Source organism: Tepidibacter hydrothermalis, from assembly GCF_029542625.1.
In the GTDB taxonomy this organism is placed as follows: Bacteria; Bacillota; Clostridia; order Peptostreptococcales; family Peptostreptococcaceae; genus Tepidibacter_A; species Tepidibacter_A hydrothermalis.
The window spans coordinates 3,016,763-3,041,239 of record NZ_CP120733.1; the positions used below are offsets into that span (position 1 = coordinate 3,016,763).

Annotated in this window: 24 protein-coding genes and 1 riboswitch; of the genes, 2 read left to right on the forward strand and 22 right to left on the reverse strand. The window is 29.0% G+C overall.

The features are described 5' to 3' along the window. Nucleotides 1–9: 9 nt before the first annotated feature. The 12 genes from P4S50_RS14235 to P4S50_RS14290 form a co-directional block, all read right to left on the reverse strand. On the reverse strand, nucleotides 10–1,716 hold the full coding sequence (locus tag P4S50_RS14235; protein ID WP_277731465.1) for a [Fe-Fe] hydrogenase large subunit C-terminal domain-containing protein: 1,707 nt from the start codon (nucleotides 1,714–1,716) through the stop codon (nucleotides 10–12). A 145-nt stretch (nucleotides 1,717–1,861) separates the two neighbouring features. Next, nucleotides 1,862–2,644: a putative sporulation protein YtxC gene (locus P4S50_RS14240; RefSeq protein WP_277731466.1), complete on the reverse strand. Its 783-nt coding sequence runs from the start codon at nucleotides 2,642–2,644 to the stop codon at nucleotides 1,862–1,864. 5 nt (nucleotides 2,645–2,649) lie between these two features. Continuing rightward, a complete protein-coding gene (locus tag P4S50_RS14245; protein ID WP_277731467.1) occupies nucleotides 2,650–3,411 on the reverse strand; it encodes a DUF6873 family GME fold protein in 762 nt (253 codons plus the stop codon). A 106-nt stretch (nucleotides 3,412–3,517) separates the two neighbouring features. Continuing rightward, nucleotides 3,518–4,459 carry an ABC transporter permease gene (locus tag P4S50_RS14250; RefSeq protein ID WP_277731468.1) on the reverse strand — a complete coding sequence of 314 codons (942 nt, stop codon included), beginning with the start codon at nucleotides 4,457–4,459 and terminating at the stop codon, nucleotides 3,518–3,520. Further along, complete coding sequence (locus P4S50_RS14255; RefSeq protein ID WP_277731469.1) at nucleotides 4,452–5,519, reverse strand: ABC transporter permease; 1,068 nt, start codon at nucleotides 5,517–5,519, stop codon at nucleotides 4,452–4,454. The genes P4S50_RS14250 and P4S50_RS14255 overlap by 8 nt, the downstream gene beginning before the upstream one ends. Then, nucleotides 5,506–7,011, reverse strand: a complete 1,506-nt coding sequence (locus P4S50_RS14260; RefSeq protein ID WP_277734753.1) for an ABC transporter ATP-binding protein — start codon at nucleotides 7,009–7,011, stop codon at nucleotides 5,506–5,508. Before P4S50_RS14260 ends, P4S50_RS14255 begins: the two co-directional genes overlap by 14 nt. 229 nt (nucleotides 7,012–7,240) lie before the next feature. Next, a complete protein-coding gene (locus P4S50_RS14265) occupies nucleotides 7,241–8,275 on the reverse strand; it encodes a BMP family lipoprotein (protein ID WP_277734754.1) in 1,035 nt (344 codons plus the stop codon). 419 nt (nucleotides 8,276–8,694) lie between these two features. Next, nucleotides 8,695–10,005 carry a glycine reductase complex selenoprotein B gene (gene grdB, locus P4S50_RS14270; protein ID WP_277731470.1) on the reverse strand — a complete coding sequence of 437 codons (1,311 nt, stop codon included), beginning with the start codon at nucleotides 10,003–10,005 and terminating at the stop codon, nucleotides 8,695–8,697. A 27-nt stretch (nucleotides 10,006–10,032) separates the two neighbouring features. Further along, nucleotides 10,033–10,509 carry a glycine/sarcosine/betaine reductase complex selenoprotein A gene (grdA, locus tag P4S50_RS14275; RefSeq protein ID WP_277731471.1) on the reverse strand — a complete coding sequence of 159 codons (477 nt, stop codon included), beginning with the start codon at nucleotides 10,507–10,509 and terminating at the stop codon, nucleotides 10,033–10,035. Between the two features lie 49 nt (nucleotides 10,510–10,558). After that, nucleotides 10,559–11,845, reverse strand: a complete 1,287-nt coding sequence (locus tag P4S50_RS14280) for a glycine/sarcosine/betaine reductase component B subunit (protein WP_277731472.1) — start codon at nucleotides 11,843–11,845, stop codon at nucleotides 10,559–10,561. A gap of 70 nt (nucleotides 11,846–11,915) precedes the next feature. After that, entirely contained in the window at nucleotides 11,916–12,233 is a 318-nt protein-coding gene (gene trxA, locus P4S50_RS14285; protein WP_277731473.1) for a thioredoxin TrxA, read from the reverse strand. Between the two features lie 175 nt (nucleotides 12,234–12,408). Continuing rightward, nucleotides 12,409–12,789, reverse strand: coding sequence for a GrdX family protein (locus tag P4S50_RS14290; RefSeq protein WP_277731474.1), 381 nt, complete (start codon nucleotides 12,787–12,789; stop codon nucleotides 12,409–12,411). A gap of 110 nt (nucleotides 12,790–12,899) precedes the next feature. Next, a riboswitch (glycine riboswitch) is annotated at nucleotides 12,900–13,001 on the reverse strand. A gap of 530 nt (nucleotides 13,002–13,531) precedes the next feature. On the opposite strand from P4S50_RS14290, the gene P4S50_RS14295 reads away from it, so the two are divergent. Together P4S50_RS14295 and P4S50_RS14300 are read left to right on the forward strand one after the other, a co-directional pair. Then, nucleotides 13,532–14,344 (forward strand): DUF169 domain-containing protein, encoded by an 813-nt coding sequence (locus tag P4S50_RS14295; protein WP_277731475.1) that lies wholly within the window; start codon nucleotides 13,532–13,534, stop codon nucleotides 14,342–14,344. Nucleotides 14,345–14,381: 37 nt separating this feature from the next. Continuing rightward, the gene (locus tag P4S50_RS14300) at nucleotides 14,382–15,539 is read left to right on the forward strand and encodes an MFS transporter (RefSeq protein WP_277731476.1); all 1,158 of its coding nucleotides are present in this window, start codon (nucleotides 14,382–14,384) and stop codon (nucleotides 15,537–15,539) included. Nucleotides 15,540–15,689: 150 nt separating this feature from the next. Here the strand turns inward: P4S50_RS14300 and P4S50_RS14305 are convergent, their stop codons facing one another. From P4S50_RS14305 to P4S50_RS14350, 10 genes are all read right to left on the reverse strand, one after another. Continuing rightward, nucleotides 15,690–16,529 (reverse strand): DegV family protein, encoded by an 840-nt coding sequence (locus P4S50_RS14305; protein WP_277731477.1) that lies wholly within the window; start codon nucleotides 16,527–16,529, stop codon nucleotides 15,690–15,692. Nucleotide 16,530: 1 nt separating this feature from the next. Then, nucleotides 16,531–17,373: a DegV family protein gene (locus P4S50_RS14310; protein ID WP_277731478.1), complete on the reverse strand. Its 843-nt coding sequence runs from the start codon at nucleotides 17,371–17,373 to the stop codon at nucleotides 16,531–16,533. 9 nt (nucleotides 17,374–17,382) lie between these two features. Further along, nucleotides 17,383–17,853: a tRNA (uridine(34)/cytosine(34)/5-carboxymethylaminomethyluridine(34)-2'-O)-methyltransferase TrmL gene (trmL, locus tag P4S50_RS14315; RefSeq protein WP_277731479.1), complete on the reverse strand. Its 471-nt coding sequence runs from the start codon at nucleotides 17,851–17,853 to the stop codon at nucleotides 17,383–17,385. A gap of 217 nt (nucleotides 17,854–18,070) precedes the next feature. After that, nucleotides 18,071–19,225, reverse strand: coding sequence for a DUF362 domain-containing protein (locus tag P4S50_RS14320; RefSeq protein ID WP_277731480.1), 1,155 nt, complete (start codon nucleotides 19,223–19,225; stop codon nucleotides 18,071–18,073). A gap of 17 nt (nucleotides 19,226–19,242) precedes the next feature. Then, nucleotides 19,243–20,070: a Cof-type HAD-IIB family hydrolase gene (locus P4S50_RS14325; RefSeq protein ID WP_277731481.1), complete on the reverse strand. Its 828-nt coding sequence runs from the start codon at nucleotides 20,068–20,070 to the stop codon at nucleotides 19,243–19,245. A gap of 5 nt (nucleotides 20,071–20,075) precedes the next feature. Continuing rightward, nucleotides 20,076–20,681 carry a histidine phosphatase family protein gene (locus tag P4S50_RS14330; RefSeq protein ID WP_277731482.1) on the reverse strand — a complete coding sequence of 202 codons (606 nt, stop codon included), beginning with the start codon at nucleotides 20,679–20,681 and terminating at the stop codon, nucleotides 20,076–20,078. After that, on the reverse strand, nucleotides 20,678–21,442 hold the full coding sequence (gene cobS / locus P4S50_RS14335; RefSeq protein WP_277731483.1) for an adenosylcobinamide-GDP ribazoletransferase: 765 nt from the start codon (nucleotides 21,440–21,442) through the stop codon (nucleotides 20,678–20,680). The genes P4S50_RS14330 and cobS overlap by 4 nt, the downstream gene beginning before the upstream one ends. A gap of 4 nt (nucleotides 21,443–21,446) precedes the next feature. After that, nucleotides 21,447–22,007, reverse strand: coding sequence for a bifunctional adenosylcobinamide kinase/adenosylcobinamide-phosphate guanylyltransferase (gene cobU, locus P4S50_RS14340; protein ID WP_277731484.1), 561 nt, complete (start codon nucleotides 22,005–22,007; stop codon nucleotides 21,447–21,449). Further along, on the reverse strand, nucleotides 21,937–22,803 hold the full coding sequence (locus P4S50_RS14345; protein ID WP_277731485.1) for a DUF2225 domain-containing protein: 867 nt from the start codon (nucleotides 22,801–22,803) through the stop codon (nucleotides 21,937–21,939). Before P4S50_RS14345 ends, cobU begins: the two co-directional genes overlap by 71 nt. Nucleotides 22,804–22,965: 162 nt before the next feature. Continuing rightward, nucleotides 22,966–24,450 (reverse strand): VanW family protein, encoded by a 1,485-nt coding sequence (locus tag P4S50_RS14350; RefSeq protein ID WP_277731486.1) that lies wholly within the window; start codon nucleotides 24,448–24,450, stop codon nucleotides 22,966–22,968. Nucleotides 24,451–24,477 lie beyond the last annotated feature (27 nt).

Genomic DNA, 24,477 nt, shown 5'->3' on the forward strand with positions numbered 1-24,477 from the left:
AAATATTGATTAATCTTCTTCCTCCCCCTTCATAGCCAATTCTTTTAATTGGGTCAATACAACCTTAGTTTCTGCAGTAGTTTCTCCAAGTAAAGATGCTATTTCTTGAGCCACTCTCATCTGATTATTAATTACATCTTGAGCTGTATTTATAGTATTTAACTTAACCTCTTTTATTGTATTTTTCTGATTTTCTTCTTTTGTTATATCTATATATATTCCTAGTAACGCTCTATGCTCATTTAACGAAATTATACTTGCTTTAATGTCTTTATTATACTCTTTCCACTTTAGTTTTTTAGATATTATGTCATTTTTATTATATAAAACATCTATAAAGTAATTAATATCTATGTAATCTCCTATATACTCTCCGATTAATTGATCTCTTTTCTTTTTTATAACATTTGCCATAGCATCATTTATATCTATTATTTTAAAATCATGGCTTACTATCACTATGTAATTAGGAGTAGCTTGAAATATAACATTGCTTACAGCTTCCACTCTATCCTTCATATATCCCATGCACATATGCCTTTGAGCTAAGTTTCTGTAAACAGCTATAGCCTTATCTTTACAAGTATCATATCCACAAGCACCACAGTTTAATTCATCTTTCACTGTCTTTTTACCTATAGAAACTAATATTTCTCTTATTTCGTATTCAGTTGGAGTATCAAATTTTATACCATAATGCTTAAATTCTTTTTTTAATTCTAAATTTTTGAATACACCTCTTATTTCATTCAAATATTCTTCATCTAAAGTTCTATCTAAAGTATATTCTTTTACCTTGTTTTTTCTATAATGTATACCTCTATCGTGCTTAAATCCTATTCCACCTACACACGATCCCATACAGGCATTAAGTTCTATAAACATATTGCTTAGTTCATTATTCTCTATACTCTTAATCAAATTTTTAACATTTTCCATACCAGAAACCTTTATTTTGGTTATATTTTCCATATGAAAATCCATTCCTTCTTCTACAGGAAACAAAGATATATTACCTAAAGGTTTATTATCAAATTCATTTTCTTCTATATTTTGTATGTCTATATCTTTTATTAAGTTTATACATTCTTGTATACTTATAACTTTATCAATTACTCCAAAACTATCTTGATCTAAAGATTCATATTTTTTAGATATACAAGGTCCTATAAAAACCACCTTTACATCTTCACCATATACTTTCTTTAAATATTTACCATGAGCTATCATAGGAGAATCTATTGGCATTAAGTATTTAATTACGTTTTCATGATATTTAGTTATTAAATAGTTAGTAGTAGGACAACAAGATGATATGTATAGTTGTTGCTTATTATTTTTTACATATTTTTCATATTCTTCAGTTACAATCTTAGCTCCTACTATAGTCTCTTCTACTTTATAAAATCCTATTTTTTTAAGAGCTGCTACAAATTTTTTATAATTCATATTTTCTAAATCAGCTACTGAAGAAGGAGCTACACTAGCTATCACCTTATATCCTAGCCTTATGTACTCTTTGACTTGACCTAAATCAGACATCATTTTTTTTGAATCTTGCGGACATGCTTTAAAACAGGTTCCACAACCAATACACAATTCCTCAACTATATACGCCTTGTCATTTTCTATTTTTATAGCTTTAACAGGACATTCTCTTATACACTTATAACAGTTCTTACAATTAACATTCGAAAAATTTAATATATCATTCATTAAACCATCTCCAAAAAAAAATTATAAAAAAGCTGAAAACCATACAATTCCATGTTAATATTATAACAGCTTTTTACTGATAAACTCTACGATTAGTTTATATTCATACACTCAAAATGTCAATTAAAGACAAAAAAATAGAGCATTAAGCTCTATATCCAACCGTAACTCTTCCTTCAAATATAGCATTTATAGTTTGTATTATCTCCTTTGATACATTATTTTCTAAATTATCTTGAATATATATTTGTTTTGGACATAATGTTATTAGAGAACTTATTAAAAAATCTTCTTCATTCATATTCTCTTTTAATGCTATATTAAATATATCTTCGATATAATTTTCTTCTAAATTTTTATCATACTTATCATATAATTTAAATGATCCATCTTTTTCTATATACAATTTCAAAATATCTATTTTTTCTTCTTGTACATCAACAAAATATTTTAATAAATTTATAAATTCATTATAATCTTTTTCAATTAAATATTCTTCAAACCCTCTATCCTTTAGTTCTATTATATAATCCATAAAATCTCTTAACCTAAACTTTATAAATCCATTTATATTTAGATAATCATTATCTGAAAGGTAAGTATACATTCTGTCAAACAAAATTTGTTTTATCTCCTTTTCTCTATCATTAAACAAACCTAAAGAACATTTATATATATCATCAATTTCAGATAAATATGTATTTCTATAGCTTCTATCTATAACTTCTTTTAAAGTTTTATTTTTTACTGTATTTATCATAAAGTTAGTCAATTGTGAACATATTAATAGTTTCGTTTGCTGTTTATCCTGATAAACAGGTATATCTATTTCTATTAATCCCTCTAGTTTATTGACACTCTTATTTAATTTTATAACATTTGCCAAATCTTTATAATCATTACTTATACCCAAATATATGTGTTCCATCAAAGTCACTCCTTTCTAGTCATAACAGGTATTATAGAACCTAAGTCTATCAATTTATTCTTTCCTAAAGATATTATTTTTTTACCTCTTTTATTCACAAATTCTTTTATTTTATTGTAATCTGGATGTTTTTTTATATCACCTAAAAAAGCTAGTTCGTCACAATCTAGAAGCCCACTAACACCTCCAATAAAACCATAATTCATATCAAACAAATCTATACTTCCTGTTTTTATTAATAAACAATCTATTTCATTATATTTTGAAACCTCTTTATATATGCCTTTATCAGATGTTATTATTGAGCTTTCATCTACAATGCATATACAGCATTTACAGTATCCCTGCTTTACATTTATTTTTTTGATATTATTATCATGTATATATTGAATAATGTTTTCATCTGTATATTTAAAATTGTGTATAGCATACTCTCCAAATAAAGCTACATTATAACTTATATTATAAGGATATTTATTTTTAATATAATTTGTTCCTTTGATTATATTAAATTCATATTCAGTTAATATATTTTTATATTGTTCATATAAATTCGGAGCTACTACTAGATCTCTTTTTCCTAAATGACATATTTGCATATCTGGGTGATATTTAACTGCTTCATACAATTCTTCACATCCACATGTTTTTATTATTTCTATATTTCTATTTTTTAATTCATATTCTATATCTTTAGGTATTCTAGCATCTATTATTATATGACTTACTTTTTTTTGTGGTATAAATGATTTTTCTAAAAATTTCATAATTCACCTCTTTATATTTTTTTCAATAAGTTATTCACAAAACAAAAGTGATATAGTTTTATTAAATATAAAAAAAAGGCGACAGAATCGCCTTTTTTATATCTTATTATCTTTCACCTTTTTCATATATTTGTCCATTAGCTGCCGGTCCATTTCCTTTTCCAACAAACAATACTAATACAATTAAAGTTATTAAATACGGTACCATTGATAGTAAGTTTTCTGATACACTAAATCCTACACTTGGATTTCCTAAGAATACTACAAGTCCAGTAGATGCACCAAATAATAATGATGCAAGCATAGCTCCTTGAGGCTTCCATTTACCGAATATAACAGCTGCAAGCGCTATATAACCTTGACCTGAAATTAATGTAGGTCTAAACGTTGAAACTATAGCTAAACTCATTGATGCTCCACCAAACCCTGCAAGAATACCCGAAAGTATTACACATAGATATTTCATTTTATATACATTTATTCCTAATGTATCAGCAGCTTTTGGATGCTCTCCAACAGCTCTTATTCTAAGACCAAGCTTAGTTTTATAAAGTATAAACCAAGTAACGAAAACTAAAGCAAATGCTATATAAACTGTAGAATAAGTATTAAATACTATATCCATAAAACTTCCTTTAGCGAAAATACCATTTAGCGGTCTTGGCATCTTTTGCGTTAACTGCATAGGAGGTGTCATAGTTGATCCATCAAATAATCTTCTACATAAAAACAATGCAAAACCTGGTGCTAAAAAGTTTATTGCTATACCTGAAACTACATGATCTGCATTAAACTTTATTGTAGCTATAGCATGTAAAAGTGCAAATATACCTCCAGCTATCCCAGCTACTAAGAATGCTATCCACGGATTTCCTGTCATTACGGCTGCTGCTGCTCCCGCAAAAGCTCCTATAGTCATCATACCTTCAAGCCCTATATTTACAACCCCAGCATTTTCAGAAAAAATTCCTCCTAAAGAAGTAAATATAAGCGGTGTTGAGTACATAAGGGTTGTACTAAGTATCATTGCTAAATTTTTACTAAACATCAGCTTTTCCTCCCCTCATTTTATCTATTATAATTTTTACCATTCTACTTGCTGCAATAAAGTAAATTATAGAACCTATAACTATGTTTATAACTTCAGTTGGTGCTCCGATGTTTTGCATCTTACCTCCACCATATTTAAGAGCTCCAAATAAGAATCCTCCAAGTATAGCTCCTATAGGAGTATTATTTCCTATTAGCGCAACTGCGATTCCATCAAAACCGAATCCTTCTTGAGCTGCAAGTATAGTTATCTTATGTGATACTCCCATAACATGCATTGCTCCTGCTGAACCTGCTAAAAGTCCAGCTATAGCCATTGATATTACCATTGATTTATTTACATTTATTCCAGCATATTCTGCTGCATATTTGTTAAATCCAACTGCTCTTAATTCAAATCCTAAAACAGTTTTGTATAATAAATACGATATTATAACTACTAATATTAAAGCAATTACTATTCCCCAGTTAACTTTTGTAGCTGGTCCAACTAAAGATTTAAGCCATTTTATATCTATAGTTGCAGTATCTTGTATATTAAATGATGCCTCTGTACCCGGTTTCTTAAACCCGTCCATCATTATAAAATAATTTGAAAGATAAAACGCTATCCAGTTAAGCATTATAGTAGATATAACCTCATTAACTCCAAATTTAGATTTTAATATTCCTGCAATTCCTCCCCATATAGCTCCAGCTAAACATCCACTTAAAAGAGTTAGTGGAATATGAATAATTGCTGGCACATGTACAAAGTATCCTACAAGAGTTGCAGTTAAGGCTCCAACTATAAACTGTCCTTCCGCTCCTATATTAAATAACCCTGTTCTAAATGCAAATGCTACAGATAAACCTGTAAGAATTAAAGGTGTTGACTTTACTACTGTCCAAGCTAAATACTTAGGCTTTCCAAATATACCTTTAATCATTTCAGCATATCCATCTATAGGACTAAATCCAGATGCAGCAAGAACAACAGCTCCAACTAGTAATCCTAAAAATATAGATATTAATGTATATAAAAGTGTATCATTAATTATTTTTTTATTTTTCTTCATCTTCAGTACCTCCTGCCATCATAAGACCCAGAGTATTCTCATCAGCGTCTTTAGAATCTACGATACCAACTATCTTTCCTTCGTAAATTACCGCTATTCTATCAGAGACACTCATAACCTCATCTAATTCTAAAGATACTAAAAGTACTCCTTTTCCTTTATCTCTTTGCTCTATTAGTGATTTATGGACAAATTCTATAGCTCCAACATCAAGTCCTCTAGTAGGTTGAGTAGCTATTAATAAATCAGGATCATTAGTTACTTCTCTAGCTATGATTATTTTTTGTTGGTTACCTCCAGATAATGCTCTTGCTTTTAAATTCTCATCTGCTGGTCTTACATCGAATTTAGATATTAAATCCCTAGCAAAACTTTTTATATTTTCTTGTGATAATTTAAATCCTTTAGAAAACTGAGGTTTTGCATAGTTTTCAAGAACCATATTTTCTGCAACCGTAAAGTCAAGAACTAAACCTCTCTTTTGTCTATCTTCAGGAATATTATAAAGTCCATTTTCAAACATTTCTCTTGGAGTTTTATTCGTTATATCTTTATCATTTATGAAAACGATTCCACTTTCAGCTTTTCTAAGTCCTGTAAGTACTTCAACAAGCTCAGATTGTCCATTTCCATCAATTCCAGCTATTCCTAATATTTCACCTTTTCTAACTTCTAAAGATAGCTTATTTAAAACGTCTAACCCTCTGTTATCTTTTGCTACTAAATCTTCAACTTTAAAAACTACATCTCCTAATTTTTGTTCTTTTTTATCAACTTTAAAGTTTACCTCTCTTCCAACCATCATGGCTGCAAGATCATCTTCAGTAGTTTTTTCAACATCAACTGTATCTATATACTTACCTCTTCTTATTATAGTACAAAAGTCGGCTGCTTCTTTTATCTCTTTTAGTTTATGAGTTATTATAATTATAGATTTTCCTTGCTTTGTTAAATTTCTTATAATATTTATTAATTCTTTTATCTCTTGAGGAGTTAAAACTGCAGTAGGTTCATCTAGTATAAGAATTTCCGCCCCTCTATATAAGGCCTTTAATATTTCAACCCTTTGCTGCATTCCAACCGTAATGTCCTCAACTTTTGACATAGGATCAACATACAGACCATACTGCTCTGATATTTTTTTTACATCTTCAATTGCTTTTTGCATATCAATTTTTCCCAATGCACCAGTTGGTTCCATTCCTAGGATAATGTTTTCCGCTACTGTAAATGGGGGGATTAACATGAAATGCTGATGCACCATTCCTATTCCATTTTCTATAGCTATATTAGGATTATCTATTTCTACCTTTTTCTCATTTATATATATTTCTCCCGAAGTCGGTTGATACAGACCATATAGTATGTTCATAAGTGTAGATTTACCTGCGCCATTTTCTCCAAGTAGCGCATGTACTTCTCCTTTATGGACAGTTAAGTTTATATTGTCGTTAGCTGTGAAATTTCCGAATTTTTTGGTTATTTCTTTCATCTCTACAACTTTTTTGCTTAAATCCACATTTTTCCTTGTATTCTCCAACTTTCATCCCTCCTTAAATCATTTTTTACTTTCGTCTTCTTAATTATACTAAATTTTTTTTAATATAACAATAAATTTTGATTTTTTTCAAAATTCTTTCAAACATAATTTTTCTTATCATTTTATAAATAAGAAAAATTAAAACCCAGAATTACTTCTGGGCTTTAGTTTTATAATATTTTTATTTTATAGCATCGAATTCTTCTTTGTTTGAAGGAACTACTATCTCTCCATCAACAATCTTTTGTTTTTCTTCATTAACAAATTCTAATACATCTGCCGGAACATTCTTTTCAGTAGTTGGAGCTATATCAACTCCACCTTCTGCTAAACCATAAGTTACAGTTGTTCCACCTTCGAAAGTTCCCTCTGATAATTTTTTACTTACATCGTATAATGCATTATCAACTCTTTTCATTGCTGAAGTTATAACATTATCAGGAGCTAGAGAATTTTGGTCTCTATCAACACCAATTGCAAATTTTCCTTCTTCTTTTGCAGCTTCTATCATACCAGTTCCAGTGTCTCCAGCTGCATGGTATAATATATCAGCTCCATTTGAGTACATTTGCTTAGCTATTGCTTTACCTTTTGCTGGATCACTGAATGAGTTTGCATATTGAACAAATACTTCTGCATCTGCATTAGCTTCTTTAACTCCAGCTCTAAATCCATATTCGAATTTTTGTATAACCGGAACTTCTATTCCACCTATATATCCTACTTTATTAGTTTTAGTCATTTTTCCAGCTATTAATCCAACTAAGTAAGAACACTGTTCTTCTTTAAAAGTTACTCCTATTACATTTTCAGGAGTTTCATCTCCATAAGAGTTATCTATTATAGCAAATTTTTGATCTGGGTAATTTTCAGCAGCTTCCTTAACAGCATCTGCCATCTTAAATCCAATTCCCCAAATTAAATCGTTTTCCTGATCTATAAGGTTTTCTATATTTGGTACATAATCTGCATCTTGCTTTGATTCTTGATAATTAGGTATTATTCCTAAATCAGCCTCAGCTTTTTTAAGACCTTCCCATGCAGATTGGTTAAATGATTGGTCATTAACTCCACCAGTATCTGTTACCATACCAACCTTAACTGCTTTTGCACCTTCTGATCCTCCAGCATTTTCTTCTGCAGGCTTAGAACATCCAACTACCATAGTTCCAAGTAATGTTGCAGTTAATGCAAGAGAAATTATTTTTTTCTTCATTGCCATAAAAGTAAACCTCCTCATTTGATTTGATTATTATTTTAATATATTATTTCATGCAATATTAAATGAATATTTCATGAATATTATTTATTCTACATTTATTCTTAAAATCCTTTTAAATTTCAAAAAAATATAATTTTTTTCAAAATATATCCGCCCAAAGATATATTTATACTCTCTATGTAAATTATTATTTCAATTAATCCTTATATTTATTCAAATTTAAATCCTTTAATATAAATTAGCTTAAAGACTACAATAATATACTTATTTATAAGTATATTATTAGCTGGACTTGCTATAAACATTATATAATATATTTTAATATTTGTTAAGTATAAATATTATATACTATTATATAATCCTATATACTAAAAACTGGACAGGTATATGCCTGTCCAATTTTTTTAATATTATTAACCTTCAAATACAGTTTGATCAGAAACTTCTGTAGTTAAAGCTTTTAAAGCTTTCTCTACTATTCCTCTTCTAAGTGCTTTTTCATCCTTTGGTTCTAAAGCTGGGTTTCCTAAAGGATGAGGTATTGCTATAGCTGGAACTATTCTATTTGCTCCAACTGTTAAAGATATAGGAACTACTGTACAAATATGAACAACAGGTATTCCCGCTCTTTCTATTTCTTTTACCATCGTTGCTCCGCAACGAGTACAAGTACCTCACGTAGAAGTTAAGATAACTGCATCTACGCCATCTGCAAGTAATTCTTTAGAGAATTCACTAGCATATTTCTTAGAATTTGCAACAGATGTACCGTTACCTACAGTAGTATAGAAGTATCTATGAAGTTCTCCTATAACTCCCTCTTTTTCTAAGTCTCTTAAAACGTCAACAGGTATTACTCTGTCAGCATCTTCATTTGCATAAACTGGGTCATGTCCACCATGAGCAGTTTCATGAGTTTCTGAAGTTAAATTATCAAGTCCAGCTATATCATATTTTCCGTACTTTGATGCTGAAGATGATTCTATTCTATCAGGATTTCCTTTTGGAACTATTCCACCTGAAGTTACAATTGCAATTTTACACTTTGATAAATCTTTTACTGCTGGATTTGGATCTACTCTATCAAAATCAGGCATAGGATACTCAGTTACATATTCCTCACCTTTTAATTTTTTAATCATCATATCCACAGCTCTTGTAGATCCTTTAATATCAGAGAAGTAATTTACTCTAACTCCTCTTTGTATATAACCTTCCTCTTTAGGAGAACCTATAGTTTCATTTTTAGCAAGCTTAAGTGCAAACTTAGCAACACTTGGAAGAGCTTTTCTCATACCAGCAGCTGAATTACTTGTTTCAACTATATAAAGTTCTTTTTTGAACATATCTGCTCCTGGATTTTCAGGATACATACCAGTAAGCACAGGTATATTAAGCTGATCTTTTACTTCTTTAGTAATAGATCCAGCTGCTACTCCATATCTTCCTGCATTGAAAGCTGGTCCAGCTATGAATAAGTCAGGATTAAATCCTTTTATCATGTCCATAACTTCTTTTTTAGCAGCTTCTATATTTTCACCAAAATATGAATCTCCACAAACTACAGTTGCTACAACTTCTGCTTCTTCACCTAAAAGTTTATCTAGGTTTTTACTGATAGGAGGCATTTCTTCCATAATTAAAGGCTTCGTATCTGCCTTTTCCTCTCCTCCGATTCCTGCGAAAAACTGATTAATATAATGAACTACTTTTATTTTTTCCATTAACTCTCACCCCTCTCAGGTTTTTTATTAATCATTAAACTTACAGAATTCATCTCTTACGTTTTTCATTTCCTCTACTATTTCATCTACTTCAAGAACCATTTCCATCATACCGATTTGATCCTCATATACAGATTCATCTACTTCACCTTTGAATTTATCTTCTACAGCGTGATATACTCTAAGTCCAAGTTCTACACCAGCAAGTGGTCCTGCAAAAGTTGGATCTCCTGCAGTTACTGTCTCAGCTGCTAGACCAGCAGCTTCAGCTTCAGCGGCACCTAAAAGAACAACAATGTTTTCAGCTCCATGCTTCTCAGTTAAATCCTTAACACGTTGTTGGTTCTCTAGATCCATCGCTCCTGCAGCAGTTCAGACAAAACATTCTGTTGATGAAAATACAACCTCTGCTCCAGTACCTTTTAAGCACTCTTCCATAGCAGGGCCTGGTATACCATCTCTGTCACCAATTATGATAACTTTTTTAGCATCATAAAATCCCATTATATTCATCCTCTCTTCTTATATCATTTAATAGTTAAATATCGAAATTTTAGTATCCTTTAGTAGTTAAATATCCAAATCCTGTTTCATTTGTAGCACCTGTTATAGCTTGGATTTCAACTTCTATACTTCCATCTTTTCTTAAACTTCCGTCAAATCCACCAGCTATTGTATCTACAAATTCAACATGTCCTATAACCTTATCCATAGGAGGTAAAACTATAGTTTGATTCGCATTTCCTCCTGTAACAACTGCATCCGCTTTAACATCTGCATCTGCTAATGATTGAGATGCTCCATCTCTTCCTGCGTATTCATCTGTTACAATAACAGTCTTTACTCCTTGACCTTCGATTTTCTTACAGTTCATTATAAGGTCTGTATCTGGATTTCCAAATCCTTCTTGAGAAACTATTGCACCATCTAATCCTAAATATTTACATAATTTAGCAGTCCAATTTGAAGATCTCTCTTTATCAGCAAGATAAACGTTTTCATTAGTTATAATAATACCTACAAAGTTTATTTCTTTTCCATGCTTTTCATATAGATCATGTACTATAGAGTTATTAACATGTACATAAGTAGGATTTTTATCACAAGCAGATACACAGTTTCCACTTACTATTGCTCCATCCATTATCTCTGTTGGATATAGTATAGTTGGAACTATTTTCTTTGCATCAACTCCATATACATATGTATCATGAAGTAACCCTTGTGTTTGAAGCATATATACATATCCTACCTTTGGAAGGTCTGGATATTTTTCAACTGATTCAAGTAATGACTCAGTCTCATAAACTTTAATTTCATCTGGTTCAACATTTCTACCAACTTCACCTAAGTATGCTGCTGCTTTAAATCCAACCATACGAACAGCTTTTTCATGTTCATGTTGTTTTAATCCATCTACAGGCTCAGCTGTAACTACTATATTTAATAATTTAGAAAAAGGAGTATATTCAGCTCCTGGGCCAGACATATCAACTATACCTTCTTGGAATCCTACTATCTTACCAGTAGTAACAACAGCAGCTCCTTTAAGTACATGAGTTTTTCCACTACCTACTGTATCTACCTTTGATAATACTCCAGGGAATATTCCTCCTGGACCCTCAACCTTAACTCTTGGTTCTATAACGTCTTTAACTGGAGTTATTCTTACACTTTCTCCTGGACGAGCAATCTCAATCTCAATTGACTTTATATGCTCATCTCCTCCAATTTCCTTAATCATCTCATCTTTATTTACATATAATGTTCCACCTTCAACCTTAGTTTCATTGTCAAATTTTACATCCTTAATAAAGATATTTCCTAATTCTAGACGCATAATGTCACCTCCCTTTTTATTTAAAAGACTAAAACCAAATTTACTTTATTCAATTTTAGTCTTTAAAAACTTACAAATACTTCTTAATCATATTTTCTACATTTTCTTTAGTAGCGTCATCTTTTGTAACCTCTTCTACTTTTTCACCATCTTTGTATATAGCTATAGTTGGAAGACCTAAAACCTTTTGTTTTATAGCAAGTCTTCTAGCTTTAGTTGTATCTAATTTACAAAATTTGATTTTATCAGCATATTCTTCAGATAATTTTTCAATATCTGGCATTAAAGCTTTGCAAGGTTCACATCCTTCACTCCAAAAGTCTACTAAAATATACCCTTCAGCTTGTAAAACTTCTGTTTCAAAAATATTTTTATCAAGTGATAACATTAAACAACCTCCTCCTCAAAGTTTTGCATATAATCTTTTTTTGCATATAATCTATATTTATTATTAGCATTTTTTTGCTAATATAAACAAACTTAATCATATTATTTAGATGTTTTGTTATTTTTTTAGGACTATCCTATAAAAATTTTTAATTATTCTTTGTTAAATATATTTTTTACTTAACGTAATAATTTACTGTTTCTATAACATTCTTTATTAAATCCAAATCTATAACTTTAAAATCTTCTAATATTGTATCTGTCCACAATGGTGTTTTAAAATTGTTTTGAAATTTTTTAGTAGTATCTATAGCTTTTTCTATAAGTAAAAGTGATTCAGTATCTAATTTTTCCACATCATCTATCATTATAGTTTTGTACGGTGTTTCATTTGGCTTTATACTTCCAGCCAATGGATGTGTTAATAATCTGTATTTATTGTGTATATAATCTCTACAAGTAGTTAATATTTTCATAAAGTCTCCATCTATATACTCTACTTCATATATACTCTCAAATTTTTCTACTACTAACGAATTATTAGTGATTATTTTCATATAATATCATCTCCTACACAAAGTATATTTCCAGAATTTTCTGTATAATATGTGTATAAAAAAAGAGAAGTGATTCCTATTAAATCACTTCTCTGTTTCATCCAGAGTTCTGTCCAAATAAGGTCCTTTTGCCTGAGAATTTCATTTTATTTTTTAGGTTAAAATAAAACTTGTCCCTTCGGCGGCTTTTAGCTCTCTCCCATATTCTTCGTCCAGCAACTATTTAATTTTTTTATATCTCTTAAGTACATTATAAATAAAAGTTATAATTTTATCAATAGATATTGTGATATTTTTTTCAAAATATTTCGACATATCACAATCACGATTACTTTTCCGTGTTTTTTTAAATTTAATTTAAATAGCAATTTACTTTTTTCTCTTTTTCTATATCTCCCTTTGTGTTTTGACAATTAAATTCATTTTTTCTCCGTTTTATTTTGACTATTTTTTAACTTTTTAGCTTCAATATGCATTTTTTCAACCTTTTTTTATCATTTGGATCTATTTTTTATAAATAGAACTTCATCATTATATAAGTTCTATTAAAACTTTATATTCATGCTTTGGTTAAAAATTTAATGTCCATTAACGCCACTTACTTTACTATAATTAAAAATCATCTTTTTTATATTATATATTATTTGTATAAAAAGCTAGATATAATCTTTTTTTAGTTGTAATTAGCAACTAATTGTTTTATAATAGTTTCAAATAGAAACTATATTAGGAGGTCATTTTTATGAAAAGTAAAATAGTTAATGCTTTAAAACCAGAACTTGAAACCATAGCACTTTTAAGAAGTAATACAAAACCCGAAGGTGCTATTCAGCCTACGCCAGGTAAATATGTATGTATAATGTCATTGTTTGCACAAGTTGCTACTAAAGGAAAAGTTGTCGTATTCGATAGAGATACTTATGGCTGCCCCGGTGCAAAAGCAGGACTTGGTTTTGGATCAGCTTATGGTGAAGCAATGGGAGGATATGATACTTTCGCAGCATTTTTCTCAAAAGGTTTAGAGGATGCAAAAGATAAAGACAAATATCTAGAAATTTCTAATAATGCAAATGTTCATGTTAGAAAAAAACTTATTGAAGGAGAAAGATTTCACACTTCAAGAGAAAAAGCTTATAAATGGATAACTCAAGATCTACCTCTTTATGATTTTCCTGAAAAATATGTTATTTTAAAACCACTAAAAGATGTTACAGAAGACGAAAAGCCTCAGTCTATTATATTCACAGTAAATCCCATTCAGCTGACAGCTCTTATGACATTAACAGGCTCTATAAGAGAAGGAGTTAATGATACTATAACACCTCAAGGTGCAGCATGTCAGATGATTGGATCATTTGTCTTTAAAGAAATGGAATCAGATAACCCTAGAGCTGTTTTAGGAATGATTGATCTTGCGGCAAGAAAAACTGTTAGAAATATTTTACCAGATAATGTTTTAACTTATGCTGTTCCATGGAAGTTATTTTTAGATCTTGAAGAAGAAGCAGAAGAAGGTATATTCAAATCACCTTTATGGCTAGATCTTTTTTATTAAATTTTAAATAACTTTTATAGTAAGAAAGGAATATCTAATGAAAAAAATATCAGTTTTATCCATTTCGGTATTATTAATAATGTCTGGAGCTTCTATATCGCCAGCTTTAGGAAGTATTAGTGAAAATTTTAATCCTGTTAATCCATTGTTAATAAAGATGATTTTGACTTTACCATGTATTTTAATAATGCCAGCTAGCATTATATCTGGAAATCTCTCAGAAAAAATAAAAAAACGTACACTATTAATTACAGGATTATTAGTATACTTGATAGGAGGAGTAGGAGGAGGTTTTGCTTCAAATATATATGTTCTATTAGCATTTAGATCACTTTTAGGTATTGGAGTTGGTTTAATATTACCTCTTTCAACAGGATTAATAGTAGATTTTTTTGAAGATGAAGAAAGAAAAAAAATGATGGGATATTCAACAGCCATAAATAACTTAGGTGCAGTTATAGCAATTATATTATCTGGTATTTTAGGATCTGTTAGTTGGAGATTTGCTTTTGGTGTGTATTTTATAGCTTTAATCCCATTGCTTCTAGTTATTTTTAAACTCCCCGAACCTAAAAAACGAGTATCTGCTGAAAAATCTCCTTTATCTTTAAATAAGAAAGTGTATAAAATGATGCTATTAATGGCTGTAGTTAATATTGTATTTTATTCTGTTCCTACAAATATAGCTATGCTTATTAAAACTCAAAATCTTGGTAGTTCTAGTATTTCTGGTCTTGTAATAGCTTCTTTAAATCTAACTTCATTTATATCAGGACTTTTTTTGACTAAGTTCACTAATATATTCAAAAAAAATGCAACTCTTTATTCATTACTTATGATGCTTATTGGATATATAATATTAAGTATTTCAAATTCTTTAATACAAATAGAACTTGCATTAATTTTAATCGGTTTGGGTCTTGGAATTGTTCTTACATTAATTTTTATCGAAACAAGTAAGAGTGTTTCTGCTAAAGATAGCACATTTGCATTAGCATTAGTTAATAGTTGTATGTATTTAGGTCAATTTTTATCACCATTATTAATAAATTTCATAGGAAATTTATTAGAAATAACTTCAATACAGTTTGCATTTAAATTTTCTACGATATTACTTGTAATTTCAATACTAGTTAAAATATTTTCTTTTGAAAATAAGGCTATATATATATCCCCTTCACAACGTAACCTTTAAACCATATAATGTTACTTATTAATATATAATAAAAAAATACTTCCGTTGAATAGGAAGTATTTTTTTATTATATATTAATAATCGTATTTTATGTATATTAAAATATTATAATTTAAATTTTCAATTGTATTAGCTTCTATTATGTAATTATTATTTCATGTAAAATATTGCTATAGTTCCAGGACCTGCATGTGTTCCTATTGCTGATCCTATATTTGTAACTATTATATCCTTAGGATTTAATTCTTCTTTTATAACCTTTTTAAATTCATTTAATAGCTCTTCATTGTCAGCATGGCTTATACCAATAATTTGATTTTGTATATTATTACTTCTTTTTTTAACTATTTCTATCATCTTAGATATAACTTTTTTCTTACCTCTAACTTGATCAAGTTGAGAGACAAGACCTTCTTCAACCGTAAGTATAGGTTTTATATTTAATATAGTTCCTATTGCTGCCTTAGTTGATGAAATTCTTCCTCCTTTTTGAAGATATTCCAATGTATCAACTGTGAAAATATGATCTACACTATTTCTCATATTTTCTAATTCTAATAAAATTTCTTGAACATCTTTTCCTTCTTTAGACATTTGAGCTGCTTTTAAAACCATAATACCACACCCAAATGATAAGGCCATAGTATCAAATATGTATATATTATCATTTTGAAGTAAATCTTTAGCTATAACAGATGATTGATATGTACCTGTTGCTCTAGAAGAACCAGATATATAAATTATCTGTTCATATGTCTGTAGATAATTTTTAAATACCTCTTCAAATTTAGCAGGTGTAACTTGACTTGTTTTTGGAATGGATGGACTCTCCTTCAATTTTTTATAAAATTCCTCACTAGTTAAATCTATCCCGTCCCTATATTCTGTATTTTCAAATATAACCGTAAGAGGAAGCACTTCAATGTCAAACTCTTTTATCAAATTTTGAGGTAAATCTGATAAACTATCTGTTATTATTTTTATACTCATATTAAGCCTCCTTTTCAAAATAAATAGCTATAGCACTTAAACCAGAGTAGGCAGCTACAGTGCAACCTACGTCAGAAATTATTATTTCCTTTGGGTTAAATTGATTAATTATATCAGTCTTTAATTTTTCTAAATACTCTTTATCATTTACATGATTAAGGCCTATAACCTTGTCTTTAATATCTATGTTATTACTTTTTATATAATCAGTTAACCACTTTATAACTTTTTTTCTGCCTCTAACTTTATCTTTTACTACCATTTCTCCATTTTTCATTGTAACTATAGGCTTTATATTAAGAAAGTTAGATATTAAGTACTGACTTTTACTTATCCTTCCACCCTTATATGCATATTCTAATGTATCGAACACTATTAAATATTCTATATTTTCTATCATACATTCTATTCTTTTCTTTATTTCATCAAGAGATTTTCCTTGTTTAGCCATTTTAGCAGCTTCTATTACTATTAGACCATATCCTAGTGTTATTCCTTTAGAATCAATAACTTCTATTTTTCTATCTGCAAGTTCATTTTTAGCAATAACAGCAGAATTATATGTTCCACTCATTTTAGAAGACATTAATATAGCTAATACTTCATCACAATCCTTACTTAGTTCATCAAATGTCTCTATAAATTCAAATGGAGTTACTTGACTAGTTTTAGGAAATTCATCATTATTTTTAATTCTCTCAAATACTTCATTGGGACTTATGTCTACTCTATCTTTGTATGTCTTTTCCCCAAATATAATATTTAGATTCATAACTTTTATATCGTATTCTTCAATGTACTCTCTAGGTAAATCAGATACACTATCTGTAACTATTTTTACCATACTTTCCCCCTATCTCATGTCTGGATAACCAATTTGTCTTAACGCTTCATAAGCAACTATAGCAACAGAATTAGACAAGTTTAATGATCTAGCTCTTTCTATATCTCTCATTGGCACTCTTATACATGTTTCTTTATTCTCATTAAGTAAGTCCACAGGAAGGCCTTTAGTCTCTTTTCCAAATACTATAAAACAACCTCTTTCATATTCTACATCGCTATGATTTTGATTAGTTTTTGTTGTAGAATAAAAAAACTTTGCGTTTTTATTTTTTTCTTTGACCTCATCAAAACTATCATAATACTGAACATCTGCTAAATCCCAATAATCCAGTCCTGCTCTTTTTAAATATTTATTATCCATAGAAAAACCAAGCGGTCTTACTAAATGTAATTTAGCTCCCGTTGCAGCACATGTTCTTATTATATTTCCTGTATTTTGAGGTATTTCAGGCTCTACTAAAACTATATTTATCGACATATACATTCTCCCATTCTAAATTTCTTATTATTAATATATAGATTTATAAAGTGAAACTTAATTCAGATGTATTTTTACTCCAGCTGAATTTCTAGTTGAACTAATCCACAAGCTGTTAAGTTCTTATTTTCACCCTTAAGAAGATGAAGTCTTAAAACTTTTAGCTTTCGGATAAATTTCCATATAATTATATATTAATTTTTTCTTTAAAACAACTCTATAACTTTGCTAACAATTTCATTAATAACGGTCTTTTTATATCAATAGCCTCGACTGGACACAATTCTTGACAGCAAAAACATCTTATACACCCATCTAAGTTTACTATAGGTCTTTTATCTACCATATTTATAACCTTAGGAGGACAATTTTTTGCACAATCCTCACACCCTACACATTTATTGTGTATAAATACAGGTCTTGGCTGTAAAAGTCCATTCAATATTTCTCTTAAAAATTTTGGTACTTTCCCATCTAGTAAGTCTAAACTTCTTATCTCCGGAATTATAAAATCATCTATTATAAAATTTTCTATATTATCTCCCTTTAATTCTATATCTTCAAATGTTCCAGAACATAGTCCTCTTTCTACAGATCTTTGAATAGTTGGTACTTTAATAGACTTTAATCCAATAATATTAGTTGCTACTACATCTAAATGATATGGACTTGTAGAAGCTATAACAACACCTATGGTTCTTGCATCGCCTGCACTTGGTCCTTCTCCTTGCATACCAACTATCCCATCCATAAAAGATAATACGGGTTTAGCTGCTATACATATATCTACCAGGGCATTTGAAAAGTCAACATTTTCTGGCATTCTAACATGATATTCTGCTTTTTCAAGTCCTGCAACTACTCCAAACATATTTTTAACTGCTCCTGTGAACATCATCATCCCATGTGTTTTTAACTTAGAAACTGATATAACCTTATCCACTTCATTTAACACTTCAATAGCAGTTATCTTTTTTAATATTAGTCCATTATCATTTTTAATTTCTACTGAATTTGTATTATAGTTTAATTTAGCTCCTGTGTCATTTGATATTTCTTCTATTCCACATGCCTTGTATACTCCCTTTAATACATTCATATTAAAAGGTCCTCCTGGACTATCCCCTATAATAACTTTAGCTCCATAATCTATAATGGTTTGTGCTAATGCCTTTGCAAATATAGGATGTGTAGTAGTTGCATCTTCTGGCTTCTTTTTCATTAAGAGATTTAGTTTTAATAAAACTGTATCATTCTTATCTATATATTTATCTATTCCACCTAAATTTTCAAAAGATTGTTCTATTGATTTCTTTACTAAATTGTAATCATATTCTCTGCACCCAATTATAGATACAATTTCTTTTTCCACTACATTCACAACCTTCTTTAATATTCTATATTTAACAATTCATTTAATGCTTTTGCTACTCCACTTCGTTCATTAGAATCTGTTATGAAGTTAGCTTTTTCCTTTACCTTATCTTCAGAGTTTCCCATGGCAACTCCCATTCCAGCATACTCTATCATACTCAAATCATTAAAATTATCTCCAAAGGTTATTATTTCCTCTTGCTTGACTCCAAAATGCTCTGCTAATTTTTTTACCGCCTCCCCTTTGCTCACACCATTGTTCATAACCTCTATATTGTTATGCCACGATTTACTAACCTCTATATTGTCTATCTTCTCAAGTTCTTTTCTAACTTCATCTAGTTTATCTAAATCATCATCAATTATTACAAATTTTAGTATACCATCTGTATTCTGTATAAATTTTATAGGGTCATCCATAACTTTTATGTTTACTCTATTTTCTTCTAATTGATTCTCATTCCACTTAGAATACTGAAGAGATGAATATTTTAGTTCTTTACAATAAAAACCTGTATCATTATAAAAATGATAATATACACCAAGTCTATCACATATATTTACTACCTTTTTGCAGTCTTCTTCATTCATAGTATTTTTATATAATGTATTATTAGTCTTCTCTTCTCTTATAATAGCTCCATTACAAGCTACTATAGGAGCATCTAATTCTAATAAATTTGCATAGTATCTAGCTGATGTATATATTCTTCCAGTAGCTATTGCTACCTTAACTCCTATTTCTGTTGCTTTCTTTAAAGCTTTCTTATTTTCTTTAGTAATTTCTTTATGGTCACTTAAAAGAGTTCCATCCATATCAGTTACTATTAATTTATATTTCATTTTTATCACCTCAAATGTTCAGTATTATTTAAATTGTGTATAACAGAGAAATTATCAACAACTTCGACTATAGTCATACTGCAATTATCTATTTTAAAATTCCAATGATATGTATGATCTTTACTTATAAGATGAGATAAGCAAGCCCTTATAACCCCTGCATGAGATACTATTAATACTGTTTTACCATCATAATTTTTTATTATATGATCAATTTTATTAGATATTCTATCGTGAAACCCTATCATATTTTCACCATTTGGAAAACTATATTCAAAAGATCCATTTTTCAATCTTTCATATTCTTCTTTATGATTAGCCTCTATCTCTTTAAATGTCAATCCTTCAAAATCTCCAAAGTTCATTTCCTTAAATTCATCACAAATATTTATATCTAAACTATTTATTTTAGATATTTCTTTAGCTGTATTCATAGCTCTTTTTAAAGGACTTGAGTATATTAAATCTATTTTTTCGTCTTTTAGCCTAACACTAGTTTGTTTTACCTGTTTTTTACCTAAATCACTTAGTTCACTATCTATAAATCCAGAAAGCTTCATACTTTCATTATCTAACGTTAAGCCATGTCTTATAAAGATAAATTTTATCATATATATACCCCCAAACAAATAAACAGCAAATATATTAACTCTGTAAGTTCACAAATACACCCTAATATATCTCCTGTTATTCCTCCTATTATGTTAGTTATATATTTAGTATAAAATCTAATTAAAATCCACAATATACCCATAAATATTATATTGTAAACCATTAGTTTTAAACCAAAATCAAAAAATATATTCAATAGAGCTATATACAATATAGTAAAAATACAGCATATAAATATTTGTTTTTCATTTATTTGACCTATAAATACATTTCCCATACCTTTTTTTCTAGGACTTTTATTATTATAAGATGCAAAAGCTATAGCAATTCTACCATATACAGGCATCAATATCGTTGTATAGTATATATTTGCATTTAAAGATTTATATACAAACCCTATTTTTAAAAGTATAACGAATAATACTGCTAAAAGTGCATTAGTTCCAAGCCTTGAGTCCTTCATAATCTCTAACATTCTTTCTTTATCTCTATAGCTGTAAATCCCATCAAACGTATCTCCAACTCCATCTAAGTGAAGTCCTCCAGTTAATACTACTCCACAAAGTACAAATATTACACTACCTATATAAACTCCAAATAAATTTGTAGTAATATATGTAACTAAACAATACAATATACCTAATATCAATCCGACTGTTGGAAAATATATCATACCCTTATTAAAATTTTCATCAAATTCTATATTGACCTTTACAGGTATTCTAGTCAAGAATGTCAATATCGCTAAAAATCTATTCATAATTCTACCCCTTAATCTTTACCGGTATAGAACTTACCACTAAATATACTTCATCACTTAATGTAGCTATTTTTTGATTAACTCTTCCAGCTATATCCCTGTATATTCTAGATAATCTATTTTCCGGCACTATTCCCATACCCAACTCATTTGTCACAAATACGAAGTATAACTCTGTATTTCTTATTGCATCTATTAATTTCACAACTTGCTCATTTATATAACTTTCTATCTTGTCAATTTCTTCTCTACATATTTCATCCCAATCAACATCAAATTCAAACATAAGATTATTTACAAGCAATGTTACACAATCTAATAATACAGTATCATTTTTACTTTTTATATCATCAATTATATTGTATATATCCTTATATGTTTCATACGTGTTCCAATGTTGTGGCCTTGACTCTTTGTGTTTTTTTATTCTATCCCTCATTCCATCATCAAAAGCTATAGACGTAGCTATATAAGCCACTTTTTCTGATTTACATTTACAAAGCTCCTCTGAAAAAGAGCTTTTTCCTGATCTTGCTCCCCCTGTTACCATTACTATTTGACTCAATCTCTGTTCTCTCCTTTTGTTTTTTTTCATTTTTTTTGTCTTTTTCCCCATTTTCTTTAATATTGTTACTTTTGTCATCAAATTCTTCATCACATTGTTCATTTTCACTATCTGATTGTTTGAATTCTTTGTACTCCTCTATAGCGATAGACCATTGGTTTCTAACCATATTTTCTACAATCCTTTTTCTTTTTATATTAGGATCTTTCAGGGCTATTTGAAACCATTTTATAGAGTCTTCATAGTTTTGAAACCTTCTGTTCAATTCTCCTATTAAATACGCCATAGATGCGGAATCCATTCCAGCCATAGGAAAGACTTCTTTTGAAAAACAATCAGTAAATATAATCAATGCATATTTTTGAAATTTGATTTCAAGTTCTTTATCTCCTTTTAATCTATATAACCATGATAACCTAAGAGATAATCCTCCTATATAAGATTTCTCCCAATTAAGCACATTTCCTTCATGTATAGCTAATTTATGAGTTTGTATAGCTTCATATATATTTCTTTTTTTTCCATAATCTTTGGGTTTCCAAAGACTAGTTATATTTTCTGCTATTATACTGTGGTGATATTTTTTTATATTATTAAATTTGCTCTCCATCGCTGCATATCCGCATTTAGGGCATACCCAAACGGAATATAAATATGGATTTACAGTTTTATAATGAACATACAAATCAGTTTCTCTTTTATCTATTCTAAGAGCAGAAGTTTTTACTTTTTTTGTAGTGAATTCATTTTTACATATAGGGCACTTTACTTTTTTATCATATAATTCTTTATCCAATTTATTCCACCTCTTCTAAAAATAGACTATAGGCCTATTTTTTCATGACCTATAGTCTATATCGTCAAAGTATGTTTAATTATAAAGTCCTATTTTCCCTAAAGCTAACACTTCTAAATCTCTATCTAATATTAAATTTACCTTTAGATATTTTCAAATGCCTTATTCAAACATCAAGTTATCTAAATTTTCCTCTATATTTTGATCTACTTCCTCTGTGTTTTGCTCTACTTTTTTATCTGTACTTTGATCTATTTGTGTATTTGTATTATTAGTTGGAACAGAATCTCCCTCTTTTGGATTTGGTATATTGTCAGTTTGACTTACCTTTTTAGTTCCTCTATATACAACTTTTTTTCTAGGAGGATAGTAACTCTTAGATATAAGCTCTTTTTTTGCTACTTTTCCATTTTGATAGTAAATTCTATATGTATCAACTTTATATCCATCTCTTCCCTTGTCATCTATTCGTTCTTTTCCTAATGCTAGACTAGCATCTTCTTTAACCTCAACTTGTCTTGGTATTTTTTTTGTAACATCAGTAGTTACACCTATATTATTTTTATCACTTGCATTCCCATAAATTCTTGAAATTATATTATTTGAAACAACTACATTTTCTATATATATAGGATTTTGATAATAATTTTTAAATTTAAAATCTGTGCTTCCAAAGACTAAAGTTGCATCTCTTCCTTTAGTTACATAAGATGATGGTATTGTATGATTTCTTCTATCTGTTATAGTCACTCCAGAGTAAAGAGCTGCATTATATAGTGTAGATGATACCTGACATACTCCACCAGCTACTCCTTCTTCTAATTGTCCTTGTACTATAATGGGAGCCATTTTAAATCCTTGAGATAAACCTCTTTTACCTGTAGTATCATTAAATGAAAATTCTTCTCCTGGATTTACTAAGACGCCATTAACCTTTTGAGCTACAAGCTTGACATTATAGCTTCTATTATAATTCCCAGCATTAAATCTTGTTGAAAATTCTCCCAACAATGTATTTACTTTAGATAAATATTCCTTAGTTATTTGAGCATGTATTTCTTTTACTGGTACATTTATATCTGAATAATTGTTATTTTCTATATTGTTAAGTATCGTTTCTTTTAATTTTTCTTTATCTATTATATGACCGCTAGTTTCCGGTGTTATACTTATAGATTTATTTGCTATACTTATTTTTGCATTTTGAGGTTCTTTGTCTATTTGATTAGCTATTTGGGTCAAGCTGTCTTCTAATTTTTCATCATCATATTCCATTTTAAGAGTGATAGTCATTTGATGATTATTTTTAAGATCCATCATAGTCTTTATATTATATATAAAGTTTTTATTCCTTCCAACTTCATATGCTAGATCAACAGCTTCTTCAGTTTTAAAATCTAATCCTATTTTATCAAAATTCAAATCAAATGATTGATCATTGTATATAAGCTTTATAGTTTTTTTATTGTATGTTGATTTTAGCAAACTATTAGCTTCTTCTTTTGATAGTCCTCCTATATGAATATCGTTTATAGATACATTATCATATATTTTATCATCGTTTTTAATAGAATAACTCCATAAAATAATACCGGCTAAAAACACTAGTAAAATAGATGCTCCAATTAAAATCAAATTCTTCTTCAATTAAACTTCCTCCCATATATTAATTTA